We start from the raw sequence: 13,377 nt of genomic DNA, 5'->3' as shown, positions 1-13,377 counted from the left end.
CAGACTGCACGCCATGCTGCACCTCACCCTGCGCCAACTTGAAATCTTCTGCGCCGTTGCCCAGGCCGGCTCCACCGTGGCGGCGGCCGATGCCGTGGCCCTGTCGCAGTCGGCCACCAGCGCCGCGCTGCAGCAGCTGGAGCAGGCCATGGGTGCCCAGCTGTTCGAGCGCGTGGGCCGGCGGCTGGCGCTCAACGATGCGGGGCGCGCCCTGCTGCCCGAGGCGCTGGCGCTGCTGGAGCAGGCCAGGGGCATAGAGCAGGCGTTTTCGGTGCGGGCCGCCAGCCTGCCCGTGCGTCTGCGCGTGGCGGCCAGCACCACCATAGGCACCTATGCGCTGCCGGCCGTGCTCGCGCACCTGGCGCGCAGCCATCCGCACCTGAGCGTGGACCTGCAGATCGCCAACACGCGCGAGGTGGGCCAGGCCGTGGAATCGCTGGACGTGGACCTGGGCCTGATCGAGGGCACCAGCCACTGGCCCGGGCTGGAGGTCGAGCCCTGGATGCGCGACGAACTCGTCATCGTGGCTGCAGCACAGGACCCGCTGGTGCAGGCCGCGGGCCAGCGCCCGCTGGGCGTGGCCGCTTTGCGCGGTGCGCGCTGGCTGCTGCGCGAGCCGGGCTCGGGCACGCGCGAGATGGTGGAGCATGCCTTGCTGCCGCATCTGCACCAGTTGCCGGCCGCGGCCACGCTGGGCAGTTCGGAGGCGATTGCGCGCTGCGTGGCGCAGGGCCTGGGCGTCAGCTGCCTGTCGCGCGTGCTGGTGCAGGCCCTGGTCGCCTCGGGAGAGCTGGCCGTGCTGCCGACCACGCTGCCGCGCATGTGGCGCGATTTCTCGCTGGTGCAGCGGGCAGGCAAGCGCCGCTCGCCGGCGCTGGCGGCCTTCGTGCAGGCCTGCAGGTCCCAGGCGCAGGAATGAGCCCAGGCTACTTTTGCAGCGGTATCGGCGTGTTGCGCGGCACGGGCACGGCCGTGACGCTGTTCTGCGGCGAGCCTTCGATCACGCGGTCCGAGTAGGTCATGTAGACCAGGGTGTTGCGCTGCGCATCGACCATGCGCACCACGCGCAGGCGCTTGAACAGCAGCGAGATGCGTTCGGTAAACACCTCGTCCTGCTGCTTGAGCGGCGCAGGGATCTGGATGGGTCCGGTCTGCACGCAGCTGATCGAGGCCTCGGCGCGGTCCTCGGCCAGGCCCAGGCCGCCCTTGATGCCGCCGGTCTTGGCGCGCGAGACATAGCAGGTCACGCCCGCCACCTTGGGATCGTCATAGGCATCGACCACGATCTTGTGGTCCGGGCCTATGAACTTGAACACCGTGTCCACCGCGCCCACCTGCTCGGCGCGCGCACCGCAGGCGCCCAGCAGCAGCGTGGCCAGGGCGGCCGTGAGCAAGGCCCGGCTGTTCATGTCAAGCCTCACCCGCCACATGGCGGCGCAGGTGTTCGAGGGCTTCCTCGACCTGGTCCACCAGCACCAGGCACAGGTCGCCGGGCGTCAGCCGCGCCAGCGCGTGGTCGATGGCGTTGAACTCACCCTGGATCTGGGTCACGTAGCCGGTGCGCGGTGCGCCTTGCAGGCCTTGCTGCAGCAGGGCCAGGACTTCCCCGTCGGCGCGGCCGCGCTGGCAGGCATCCTGGTAGAGGATGACGTCGTCGAAGGCGCGGCCCAGGATCTGGGTCTGCTCGGTGATGTCCTGGTCGCGGCGGTCGCCCGCGCCGCTGATGACCACGCTGCGGCGCTGGGCCGGCATGGCATCCACGGCCTGCACCAGGGCGCGGATGGCGTCGGGGTTGTGGCCGTAGTCGGCGATCAGCGTGGCGCCACGGTAGTCCATGACGTTGAAGCGTCCGGGGGCGTTGTCGCTGTCGTTGACGAAGCCGGCCAGCCCGCGGCGGATGGTCTGCCACGGCAGACCCACGCCCCAGGCGGCGGCGATGGCGGCCATGACGTTCTCCACCTGGAAGGTGATGGTGCCGTTGCGCGTGATGGGGATCTCGCGCAGGGCGATGGTCTCGCGCCACGAACTTTCAGCCGCAACGATGCTGTCGCCGTCCACGTAGACCACGCGGTTGCCCTGGGCGCGGTGCGTGGCCATCACGGGGTGGTGGCGGTCGGCCGCGAAATAGATGACCTTGCCCGGCGAGGTGGAGGCCATGGCGGCCACCAGCGGGTCGGCGGCGTTGAGCACGGCATAGCCGTCGGCGGCCACGTTCTGCACGATGACGCGCTTGAGCACGGCCACGTCTTCCACCGTGGTGATGTAGTTCAGGCCCAGGTGGTCGCCCGCGCCCACGTTGGTGACCACGGCCACCTGGCAGCGGTCGAAGCCCAGGCCTTCGCGCAGGATGCCGCCGCGCGCGCATTCGAGCACGGCCGCATCGGTCTCGGGGTGGGCCAGGGCGTTGCGCGCGCTGCGCGGGCCCGAGCAGTCGCCGCTGTCGATCTGGCGGCCGTTGACGTAGACGCCGTCGGTATTGGTCATGGCCGTGCGCCAGCCATGCGAGGTGAACAGGTGGGCGATCAGGCGCGTGGTCGTGGTCTTGCCATTGGTGCCGGTGACGGCCACCAGCGGGATGCGGCCGTCCTGGCCCGGCGCGAACAGCTCATCGACCATGGGCACGCCCACGTTGCGGGGCTTGCCGAAGGACGGCGCCAGGTGCATGCGCAGGCCCGGCGCGGCGTTGACTTCGACGATGCCGCCGTTTTGCTCCTCCAGCGGGCGCAGCATGGTCTCGCAGACCACGTCCACGCCGCAGATGTGCAGGCCGATGGTCTGGGCGGCCTCCACGGCGCGCGCAGCGATGTCGGGGTGCACGTCGTCCGTCACATCGGTGGCGCTGCCGCCGGTGGACAGGTTGGCGTTGTTGCGCAGCACCACGCGCTGGCCCTGGGCCGGCACGGATTCGGGCGTGAGCCCTTCGGTGGCGATGCGCGCGATGGCGATGTCGTCCAGGCGGATCTTGGTCAGCGCCGTGCCGTGGCCCGAGCCGCGGCGCGGGTCCTGGTTGACCAGCTCGACCAGTTCGCGGATGGTGTGCTGGCCGTCGCCCAGCACCTGGGGCGGCTCGCGGCGCGCAGCGGCCACCAGCTGGCCGCCGACCACCAGCAGGCGGAAGTCGTGGCCCGGCAGGAAGCGTTCGACCATGATGTCGTCGCCGAATTCCGAGGCGGTGGCGAAGGCGGCCTTGAGCTGCTCGTGCGTGGTGATGTTGACCACCACGCCCTTGCCCTGGTTGCCGTCCTGGGGCTTGACCACCACGGGCAGTCCCACTTCCTGGGCCACGAGCCAGGCTTCTTCCACGTCCTTGACGGGGCGGCCCAGAGGCACGGGCACGCCGGCGGCGTGCAGCAGGCGCTTGGTCAGGTCCTTGTCCTGGGCGATGGATTCGGCCACGGCGCTGGTCTGGTCCAGCTCGGCGGCCTGGATGCGGCGGGCCTTGGAGCCCCAGCCCAGCTGTACCAGCGAGCCCGAGGTCAGGCGGCGGATGGGAATGCCGCGCGCCACGGCCGCATCGACGATGGAGCCTGTGGAGGGGCCGATGCGCTCGTCCTCGTCGAGTTCACGCAGCTCGGCCACCACCTTGTCGGCGTCGAAGGGCGTGTCGGCCAGTGCCGACTGCAGCAGCGCACCGGCCTGTTCCATGGCCAGGCGGCCCACGGATTCCTCGGTGTACTCCACCACCACCTGGTAGGTGCCGGCTTCCACGGTCTCGTGCGTGCGGCTGAAGGTCACGGGGCAGCCGGCCTGGGCCTGCAGCGACAGGGCCGCCACTTCCAGCACATGGGCCAGCGACAGGCGCTGGTCGGCACCGTGCGGCTGCAGCGTGCCGATCTTGGGAAAGCGTGCGCGCAGCCGGTCCTCGAACCCTGCCAGGGCCGAGTAGTCACAGTCGCCGGGCTCGCATTGCACGATGGCTTCGATGGCGGTGCTGCGGGTCCAGAGATTGGGGCCGCGCAGGGCTCGGATGCGGGTGATCTGCATAGTGTCTTCTTTCGGAGGGCAGGCCCGCGTCGCCGGGCCTGCCTGCATGTCATCGTGTGGTCGGGCTCAGGCGGCGGCGGTGGAAACCGCAGCGGCGGCCGGCGTGTAGTCGAAGGTCTTGATGCCGGCGACGATGAGGTCGGGGGCAATGTCCATGGACCACGCCGCGGCAATGGCAGCGAGCAGGGCCGGCGTGTCCGGGTGCAGGCCACCGGGCAGGCTCAGCGCGTCCAGCGTGCCCAGCACGCGCTCGGCGGCGCCCGTGGCCAGGATCACCTGGTTGCCGCGCACGAAGACGGCACGGCCTTCGCTCTCGCAACGGTGGGCCGCTACCACGGGGCTGTCGGCCTGCATGGAATAGAACAGCACCTCGCCGTCGCACAGGCGGGCCAGGTCGGCCACCTGTTCGATGTCGGCATTGAGCACGCCCGCGCCTTCGTCCAGCACCACGTCGATCTGGGTGCGCATCACGCGCGTCATCTGTGACTGCTCGTGCACGTCATGGTCGGGCAACTGCTCGAAGCCGTCCATGTCGGTGACCACGCCGACCAGGCAGCGGTCGTAGGCCAGGCCTTCCTCCAGGATGGAACGGGCCGTGGTCTGGATGACGGCGGCCTGGGCCAGGCGGTTGGTCAGCAGCCGGTGGGCGCCGGCCCAGTTGGCGGTATTGGTCTTCTGCGTCTGGCGGTTGGACAGGAACATGCCCTCGCTGCTGGCCACGCCCGTGAGCTTGCCCGACAGCTGCAGCAGCCAGCCCACCAGGCGGGCCGTGAAACCGTTGTTGCGCGTGCCGGCAATGCCGACCAGGGGGATGCGGCCGGCGCCCGTGCCCTCTTCGGTGCGCGGGAACAGGTGGTCGGCGATGGCCATGCCCACGGGGCGCGGCGCGCCGCTGGTGGGCTTCAGATGCATCAGCAGGCCGGGGCCGGCGTTGACTTCGAGGATGGCGCCGCCCTGCTCCTTCATGGGGCGCGAGACGTCCTGCAGGATCATGTCCATGCCCGCGATGTCCAGGCCCACGATCTTGGCGGCCAGCGTGGCCATGTAGGCCACTTCGGGATGGACTTCGTCGGTGCAGTCGATGGCCATGTTGCCGTTGCGCTGCAGCAGCACGCTGGTGCCCTGGGCAGGAATGGTGTCGGGCGTGACGTTCTGGCGCTTGAGTTCCAGCTTCACGGCCGGGGCTTCGAGGTTGATCCAGTCCAGCGGGTATTCCTGCTCGGGGCCGCGGCGCGGGTCCTGGTTGACCACGGCGACCAGTTCGCGAACCGTGGACTTGCCATTGCCGGCCACGCTCACGGTCTCGCCACGGCAGGCGGCAACCACCTTGCCGCCCACCACCAGGATGCGGTGCTCGGTGCCGTCGATGAAGCGTTCGACGATAACGTCCGAGCCTTCAGGCTGGGCCAGCGCGAAGGCGGCCTTGATGTCGGCCTCGTCGCGCAGGTCCAGCGTCACGCCGCGTGCGTGGTTGCCGTCCGAGGGCTTGACGGTGACGGGAAAGCCGATGTCCTGCGCCACTTCCCAGGCTTCCTCGGGGCTGTGGACGATCTGGCCTTCGGGCACGGGCACGCCGCAGGCGGCCAGCAGGCGCTTGGTGAAGTCCTTGTCCTGGGCAATGCCCTCGGCGATGGCGCTGGTCTGGTCGCTCTCGGCGGTCCAGATGCGGCGCTGCGCGGCGCCATAGCCCAGTTGCACGAGGTTGCCGTCATTGAGGCGGATGTGGGGGATGCGGCGCTCGCCGGCCGCATCGACGATGCAGCCCGTGCTCGGGCCCAGGTAGCGGTCGTTGATCTCGGTCTTGATGGCCTTGATGGCGGCCTTCAGGTCGAAGGGCTCGTCATTGATGGCGGCCATGATCAGCCTGTGGCCATGGGCCAGGGCCGTGCGCGCCACGGTTTCCTCGGGGCAGCGGAAGACCATGCGGTACACCCCGCGCTGCGAGATCTCGCGGGTCTGGCCGAACTCGGCAGGCATGCCCGCCAGGTTCAGCAGCTCGATGATGATGTGCTCCAGCACGTGGCCGCACCAGGTGCCGCCTTCCAGGCGCTGGATGAAGCCGCCGCGCTCGCCCACGCCGCAGTGGTGCTCGACCAGGTCGGGCAGCCAGGCCGTCAGGCGCTCGTTGAAACCGGGAAGCTTGTTCGAGGGATAGTCCTCCAGCTCGCCCAGATCCAGCCAGACCTCCAGCACGGGACGGTAGGTCCAGACGCTGGGTCCACGCAGGTAGGTGGTGCGCAAGAGTTGGATGTCTTTGAATTTCGCCATGTCGGTCAACGGGTAAGCGTGAACGACGACCCGGATTCGGATCGCCGGAGAATGGGAGAGGATTGTGCGCCCAGAAAACCCATGCGCAGTGTTGTCAGCCTAAACCAGGGTTGGCGCGTTGAGCAGGGTATGCCGTGCAACGCGCGGGATATCCACCGGGGAGCTGCGGTTGCCCGCATGACACCAGGAGCCGCCAGGGGCGGGAAAAACAACTCAACATGCAAGAACACCATTCTGTGGACGTTTCGGCCTTCCTTGCCAGCCCCCGCGGGGCTGAGCTGCGAGCCAGGCTCGCTTCCAATGAAAACGTGCTGGCCCTCGCCACGGTTGACCTGACCTTGGATATGCGCTTCGGCGAAGGCTGGGTTGTCCTGACCAACCAGCGCCTCATCGCCTGTGATCCTGAGGATCAGCGATGGAGTGAGTGGATACTCTCTGTCGATCAGAATTTGCGTACGCTGGACCACGGCGGCGTGGGCAACCTCGAATTGCATGGTCCTGCGGCTCGGCTGGCGCTGTGGCGCTTCACCTTGCGCCACCAGGCGGGCGTATTGCGCCTGCTGCAACAGTTCGATCACCAGCGTGAGCGCATGGCGCGCGGCGAGGACTTCGACGGGCCCGAGGACGATGTGCCCCGCTGCCCGGCCTGCCAGACCGAGCTACCGCCCGAGGCCGACGAATGCCCGGCCTGCGCGCGCCAGCAGGGCCCCCAGACCTCCACCTGGGTGCTGCTGCGCCTGTGGCGCTTTGCCCATCCCTACCGGCACCAGCTGCTGCTGGGCTTTTTGCTGACCCTGGCCTCCACGGGCGCCACCCTGGTGGCGCCCTATCTGACGATTCCCATCGTGGACAAGATCCTGATCCCGTTCCAGAACGGCCAGCAGATCGACAGCAGCCTAGTGGTCTTCTACCTGAGCGGCCTGCTTGCGGCGGCGCTGGTGGCCTGGGGCCTGGGCTGGGCGCGCACCTTCGTGCTGGCCAAGGTCTCCGAGCGCATTGGCTCGGACCTGCGCACGACCACCTACAACCACCTGCTGACGCTGTCGCTGGACTACTACGGCAGCAAACGCACGGGCGACCTGATGGCGCGCATCGGGGCGGAAACAGATCGCATCAATTTGTTTCTATCCTTGAACGCGCTGGATTTCGCCACCGATGTGCTGATGATCGTGATGACCTCGGTCATCCTGTTCTCCATCAATCCATGGCTGGCCCTGGTCACTCTGGTGCCGCTGCCCTTCATCGCCTGGATGATCCACCTGGTGCGTGACCGCCTGCGCACGGGCTTCGAGAAGATCGACCGCGTCTGGTCCGAGGTGACCAATGTGCTGGCCGACACCATTCCCGGCATCCGCGTGGTCAAGGCCTTCGCCCAGGAAAAGCGCGAGGCCGACCGCTTCGCCCAGGCCAATCTGGTCAACCTGCAGGCCAACGACAAGGTCAACAAGACCTGGTCGCTGTTCACGCCCACGGTGACGCTGCTGACCGAGATCGGCCTGCTGGTGGTCTGGGGCTTCGGCATCTGGCTGGTGGCGGGCGGCCAGATCACGGTCGGTATCCTGACGGCCTTCATCGCCTACATCGGCCGCTTCTACAGCCGCCTGGATTCGATGAGCCGCATCGTCTCGGTCACACAGAAGGCGGCAGCCGGCGCCAAGCGCATCTTCGACATCCTGGACCACGTGAGCAACGTGCCCGACCCGGTCAACCCGGTCAAGCTGCCGCGCGTGCAGGGTGCCATCACGCTGGACAACCTAACCTTCCGCTACGGCAGCCGCGCCGTCATCAAGAACCTGGATCTGCAGATTCGTCCGGGTGAAATGATTGGCCTGGTCGGCCACAGCGGCTCGGGCAAGAGCACCCTGGTCAACCTGATCAGCCGCTTCTACGACGTGAGCGAAGGCTCCATCCAGCTCGACGGCGTGGATATCCGCCGGCTCAAGGTGTCGGACTTCCGCAGCAACATCGGCTTGGTGCTGCAGGAGCCCTTCCTGTTCTTCGGCACCATTGCCGAGAACATCGCCTACGGCAAGCCCGACGCCACGCGCGAGGAAATCGTGGCGGCCGCGCGTGCGGCCCATGCCCATGAATTCATCCTGCGCCTGCCGCACGGCTATGACTCCCTGGTCGGCGAACGCGGCCAGGGCCTGTCGGGCGGCGAGCGCCAGCGCATCTCCATCGCGCGCGCGCTGCTGATCGACCCGCGCATCCTGATCCTGGACGAGGCCACCTCGGCCGTGGACACCGAGACCGAGAAGGAAATCCAGAAGGCGCTGGACAACCTGGTGCAGGGCCGCACGACGATTGCCATTGCCCACCGCCTGTCCACGCTGCGCAAGGCAGACCGCCTGGTGGTCATGGACCGGGGCGAGATCGTGGAAGTGGGGCCGCACGACGAACTGATGGAAAAGCAGGGCGCCTACTGGCGCCTGTACCAGGCCCAGGCGCGGCGCGCCGAAGAGGATGCCCAGGCCGCAGGCCTGACCCTGGTCGCAACCACCATCGAGGAATAAGCCATGTCCACTGCCCAACATTGCGCCGCCGGCGCCGATCTGAGCCGCGTACGCGTGGAGCGCAACGCCCATGGCCGCCTGGTGCTGATCCTGGCCGACGGCACGCGCCACGAATCCGTGGTGCCCGTACGCGCCTTTCCCATTGCCGCGCCGCTGCAAGGCCTGTCCCTGGTCTGTGCCGATGGCAAGGAGGCGCTATGGGTGGACCACATGGACCACCTGCCCGCGCAGGTCCGCACGCTGATCGAGCAGGATCTGGCCGTGCGCGAGTTCGTGCCCGTCATCCAGCGCATCCGCAAGGTGTCCAGCTATTCCACGCCCAGCACCTGGGACCTGGAGACCGACCGCGGTCCCGCGCAGCTCGTGCTCAAGGCCGAGGAGGATATCCGCCGCCTGTCGGGCCGCACGCACCTGATGATCACCAGCCAGGACGGCGTGCAGTTCAGCGTGCCGGACAGCACGGCGCTGGACCGTGCCTCGCGCAAGATGCTGGAGCGTTTCCTCTAGCGCCTGGTCAGGGTGGTTTCGGGGTTTACCCTTGGTTTGAGGCAGGCTTGGGCGTCTTTCAAAAAAAGCGCTTCAGTTCTTTCAGGTTCTGTCGATGATGAGGCGACGGCGGGAAATTCCCGCCCACAGCACACATCCAGCAAGAGGGTCGAGCCATGCCAATTCCACCTGTTGACCGATCGCCCATACCGTGGCGCCCGCAAAGCGCCGATCTGTACTCCACCGGCGCGTCGGGCGCGGTGCCCGTGCGTCCCGTGAACGCTGCCAATCCTGTCGAATCCACGGACCGCATCGGCGAAGGCCGTGTGATTCGCGATCCTGAAAAACCGTCCGTGGTGGACCAGGAAAACCGCGACTGGACGCTGGCCGAGGAGATCAAGCAGAAGGAAGAGGTCGAGGAGCCGCCCAAGGAGCCGATTTCCAAGCAGCTCATCGAGTTCATCCAGTCCATGTGGCGCGCCAGCGCCATGGCCGTGGAGCAGGCCCAGGAGGTCAGCAAGGCCGATGACGTGGCCCGCAACAAGCTGCAGGTGCGCGAGGAGCCGTTGACCTATTCGGAACCCAAGGTCAAGCGTACCGGCGGACTCTGAGTGTCAGTGGCTGAATGCGCAGGCTCAGTCCTTTGAGCCTTCGCCTTCCTTCGTGTCCCTGGCAGCGGACACGGCTGCGGCATGCTCGGCGGCCTTTGCCTCTTCGGCCTGCGCCTTGGCCTTCGCCTTGTCGCGCTCGGCGCGGTACTTGACGGCAAAGGCCTGCACTTCCGCATAGGAGACGTAGCCGTCCTTGTCGGTGTCGGCCTCGTCGAAGGCCGCCGCCAGGCGCGGGAACAGCGCCACTTCGGTGCGGCTGAGCTTGCCGTCCTTGTTGAAGTCCAGCATCTTGAATTCGCGCTGGGCCTTGATTTCCCCCTTGGTCAATGGCGCCGGGCTGGCCGAGGCTTGTCCGGTGGACGCCTTGTCGGCCGTCTCGGCCGCCTGCGCGCGCGCGACGGGCAGCATGAAGGCGCTGGTCAGCAGGACGGCAGCGGCGGCCTGCAGCACAGGTGGCCGGCGCAGCAGGGCAGAGCGGTTCATGAGGGGAAAATGCATTGGCTTTATTTGGGCACGGAACCGGCATTTGCAAGCACGGCCGGCCCGCCCTTTGCAATTGTTTACTTCAGCGGATCGGCGTCCGGATTGGAGATGCCGCTGTTCACATGGCCTGCGGGCACATGGCGGGCCGCCGAGCTGACATGGCCCGATTGGTCGTCGAAGAAGAAATCCGGCTCGAACTCGCGCAGGAAGGGGCCTTTTTCCAGGCCGCCGAGGAACATGGCCTCGTCCACGGTGATTCCCCAATCGAGCAATGTGCGGATGGCGCGCTCGTGCGCCGGCGCACTGCGCGCCGTCACCAGGGCCGTGCGAATGCGCATGGTCTGGGACGAGTCCGCCTGCTGCTGAAGCTGGTGAAGGGCTTGCAGCAGGGGTTTGAACGGCCCTTCTCCCAGGGGCGTGGCGGCATGGGAGACCTCATGGCGCAGAAAGGCCGGCAGCCCGCCTTGCTGGTAGATGCGCTCGGCCTCGTCGGAGAACAGCACGGCATCGCCGTCGAAGGCAATGCGCACTTCCTGCGGGTAGCGGTCGCCTGCGGGCGTGGAGTCGACCATCACGCGCGCGGCAGGAAAGCCGATGGACAGCGCCCTGCGCACATCGATCTCGTTGGCCGAGAGAAACAGGTGCGCGCCCAGCGGCCGCAGGTAGGAAAACGGATCGCGCCCGCGCGTGAACACGCCGCGCTCTATGTGCATGTCGGCCGCCTTGGCCGAGGCGAACACGCGCATGCCGCTGGCCGGGTCGTTGCGCGAGAGCATCATCACCTCCACGCGCTGCACTTCGGGCGTATTGAAGGCCAGCAGCTTGCGCACCAGCGGGAAGGCGATGCCCGGGCGTGCCGGCTGGTGCACCAGGTCCAGCTGGCGGCGCATGTAGGCCTGCTCGTCGCCCGCATCGAACAGCCGGTTCTCTTCCTCGAAGTCGAACAGTGCGCGCGATGAGATGGCAACGACCAGCTTGTCTTGCAGGGTCACGGGCATGGCTTGGCGCTTGTCGCTATTTGACGAACTGGTTGAGCTGGATGATGGGCATGAGCACGGCCAGCACGATCAGGGCCACGACCATGCCCATGGCCACGATCAGCAGCGGCTCCAGGATGGTGGCCAGGTGCATGGCGCGGCGCTGCACCTCGGTGGACAGTTGGTTGGCCGCGCGCTGCAGCATCACGGGCAGCTGGCCGGTCTGCTCGCCCAGGCGGGCAAACATGGAGATCAGGCCCGGGAAGCGCTTTTTCTGCGCCAGGGCCGAGGCCAGCGGCGCGCCCTCGCGCACCAGGGCCAGCGCGTCCATGGCATCGGCGCGCAGCGCGCGGTTGCCCAGCGTTTCGGCGGCGGCCTGCAAGGCCTTGAGAATAGGCACGCCCGCGCCAGCCAGCATGGCCAGCGTGCCGGCAAAGCGTGCCGCGTTGTAGTTGCGCGCCAGCCGGCCGATCAGCGGCAGGCGCAGCCACCAGGCGTCGAAGCGCTCGCGCAGCACGGGGTTCTTCATGGACAGCCGGAATCCCACGGCGCCCAGCACCAGGGCGATCAGCGCGGCCCAGCCATAGCTGCGCACAAAGTCGCTGAGCGCCAGCATGGCCACGGTGAGCCAGGGCAGGGCGCGCTTGGTGCCCGCGAACACGCTGGCCACCTGGGGCACCACGTAGCTGACCAGGAACAGCACGATGACGATGGCCACCAGGGTCACGATGGCCGGGTACAGGGCTGCGCCAATGAGCTTGGACTGCAGGGCCTGGCGCGATTCCAGGTCGTCGGCCAGCCGCTCCAGCACCGGGCCCAGGCTGCCGCTGGCCTCGCCGGCGCCGATCACGGCGCAGTAGATGTCGGAGAACTCGCGCGGATGCTGGGCCAGTGCGCGGGCAAAGGTGGAGCCCGCGTTGACCTCGGCGCGCAGCGCGGCCACCAGATGGTGCTGGCGCGGGTCGTCGGCTTCTTCGGACAGCGCGGCCAGTGCGCGCTCTATGGGCAGGCCAGATCCGACCAGCCCCGCCATCTGGCGCGTCCACACGGTGAGCCCCGTGGAGCCAAGGACGGGGCGGGTCAGCCAGCGCGAGGCGCCACCCTGCGGGCCGGACGCCGACCCCGAGGCCACGATCTCCACGGCCATGGGCACCAGGGCCTGGGCGCGCAGCTGGCTGCGCGCAGCGCGCGCGTTGTCGGCTTCGATCGTGCCCTTGCGGGTCTGACCTTGTGCATCCAGGGCTTCGAAGGAAAAGGCAGGCATGCGCGGCGGGAGTCGGGAGGGGCTGGGGAAGGATGGCGTTCAGGAAACGCCAGGCGGCGATCCAACCCCCGATGGTAGCCGCTGCCGGTGACGGCTGGATGGCGAGGCCGCCGCCGCGGTCGGCGGCAGCCCCTGCCCGGTCCTTATGCCGGCTGGGCCGCGAGGTCCGCTTCGTTGAGCTGGATGGAGCGCAGCGAGGCCGGGCGTTCCATCAGCGGCTGGCCGTAGTCGCTGAACTCGGGCAGCGCGGGCAGCAGCTTCATCATCGTCCCCCAGCGCAGGTAGCTGGCCATGAGCACGTCGGCGGCGGTGAACTGGTCGCCGCACAGGTAGCGCCTGCCGGCCACGGCCTGGCGCAGCGTCTGCACCACGTCGTCATAGCGGCCATAGCCGGCGGACATGGCCTGGTCGGCCGTCTGCTGCTCCAGGTGGCCCTGGCTCTTGGCCGTCATCACGGCCTCGACGGGGCCGGCCAGGAAGAACATCCAGCGGTGGTAGACGCCGCGCAGCGGGCTGTCCACGGCCGGCGCGAGCCTTCGTTCGGGGAAGATGTCGGCCAGATAGGCAAGGATGGCGGCCTGTTCGGTGATCACGGTCTCGCCGTGCACCAGGGCGGGGACCTTGCCCATGGGGTTGATGGCCAGGTAGTCGGCAGCCTTCATGGTGCTGCCGAATTCCAGCCGCACGGGCTCATAGCGGGCGCCGCATTCCTCCAGCATCCAGCGCGCGATGACCGCGCGCGAGCGGGGGTGGAAGTAAAAGCGCAGAGGCTTGATCGAGTCGTTCATGAA

Annotated in this window: 11 protein-coding genes; 4 read left to right on the top strand and 7 right to left on the bottom strand. The window is 68.2% G+C overall.

All coding sequences use genetic code 11. The features are described 5' to 3' along the window. Window positions 1–13 precede the first annotated feature (13 nt). Window positions 14–919 (top strand): LysR family transcriptional regulator, encoded by a 906-nt coding sequence (locus AC5I49_RS28615; RefSeq protein WP_016450860.1) that lies wholly within the window; start codon window positions 14–16, stop codon window positions 917–919. 7 nt (window positions 920–926) lie between these two features. On the opposite strand, the gene AC5I49_RS28610 is transcribed toward AC5I49_RS28615, so the two are convergent. The 3 genes from AC5I49_RS28610 to AC5I49_RS28600 all read right to left on the bottom strand — a co-directional run bounded on the left by AC5I49_RS28610 (window position 927) and on the right by AC5I49_RS28600 (window position 6,252). Beyond that, window positions 927–1,409 carry a CreA family protein gene (locus AC5I49_RS28610; RefSeq protein WP_209799949.1) on the bottom strand — a complete coding sequence of 161 codons (483 nt, stop codon included), beginning with the start codon at window positions 1,407–1,409 and terminating at the stop codon, window positions 927–929. Window position 1,410: 1 nt separating this feature from the next. After that, complete coding sequence (gene cphA / locus AC5I49_RS28605) at window positions 1,411–3,984, bottom strand: cyanophycin synthetase (RefSeq protein WP_047218878.1); 2,574 nt, start codon at window positions 3,982–3,984, stop codon at window positions 1,411–1,413. Between the two features lie 66 nt (window positions 3,985–4,050). Further along, complete coding sequence (locus AC5I49_RS28600; protein ID WP_495790229.1) at window positions 4,051–6,252, bottom strand: cyanophycin synthetase; 2,202 nt, start codon at window positions 6,250–6,252, stop codon at window positions 4,051–4,053. A gap of 218 nt (window positions 6,253–6,470) precedes the next feature. Between AC5I49_RS28600 and AC5I49_RS28595 the strand changes: the two genes are divergently transcribed. The 3 genes from AC5I49_RS28595 to AC5I49_RS28585 all read left to right on the top strand — a co-directional run bounded on the left by AC5I49_RS28595 (window position 6,471) and on the right by AC5I49_RS28585 (window position 9,862). Beyond that, window positions 6,471–8,765, top strand: coding sequence for a cyanophycin metabolism-associated ABC transporter (locus tag AC5I49_RS28595; RefSeq protein ID WP_016448747.1), 2,295 nt, complete (start codon window positions 6,471–6,473; stop codon window positions 8,763–8,765). 3 nt (window positions 8,766–8,768) lie between these two features. Continuing rightward, complete coding sequence (locus AC5I49_RS28590) at window positions 8,769–9,272, top strand: cyanophycin metabolism-associated DUF1854 family protein (protein ID WP_495790228.1); 504 nt, start codon at window positions 8,769–8,771, stop codon at window positions 9,270–9,272. Between the two features lie 155 nt (window positions 9,273–9,427). After that, entirely contained in the window at window positions 9,428–9,862 is a 435-nt protein-coding gene (locus AC5I49_RS28585; RefSeq protein ID WP_016450864.1) for a hypothetical protein, read from the top strand. Window positions 9,863–9,886: 24 nt separating this feature from the next. Here AC5I49_RS28585 and AC5I49_RS28580 read toward each other — a convergent pair whose 3' ends face one another. The 4 genes from AC5I49_RS28580 to AC5I49_RS28565 all read right to left on the bottom strand — a co-directional run bounded on the left by AC5I49_RS28580 (window position 9,887) and on the right by AC5I49_RS28565 (window position 13,374). Beyond that, window positions 9,887–10,360, bottom strand: coding sequence for an EF-hand domain-containing protein (locus tag AC5I49_RS28580; RefSeq protein ID WP_126310982.1), 474 nt, complete (start codon window positions 10,358–10,360; stop codon window positions 9,887–9,889). A gap of 62 nt (window positions 10,361–10,422) precedes the next feature. Beyond that, window positions 10,423–11,343: a 5'-nucleotidase gene (locus tag AC5I49_RS28575; RefSeq protein WP_495790227.1), complete on the bottom strand. Its 921-nt coding sequence runs from the start codon at window positions 11,341–11,343 to the stop codon at window positions 10,423–10,425. A 16-nt stretch (window positions 11,344–11,359) separates the two neighbouring features. Further along, window positions 11,360–12,586, bottom strand: coding sequence for a type II secretion system inner membrane protein GspF (gene gspF / locus AC5I49_RS28570; protein WP_016448742.1), 1,227 nt, complete (start codon window positions 12,584–12,586; stop codon window positions 11,360–11,362). A 143-nt stretch (window positions 12,587–12,729) separates the two neighbouring features. Beyond that, complete coding sequence (locus tag AC5I49_RS28565) at window positions 12,730–13,374, bottom strand: glutathione S-transferase family protein (RefSeq protein WP_495790226.1); 645 nt, start codon at window positions 13,372–13,374, stop codon at window positions 12,730–12,732. Window positions 13,375–13,377 lie beyond the last annotated feature (3 nt).

The sequence above is a fragment of the Delftia sp. genome (assembly GCF_059499305.1).
This window is presented reverse-complemented; position numbering and strand designations above follow the sequence as displayed.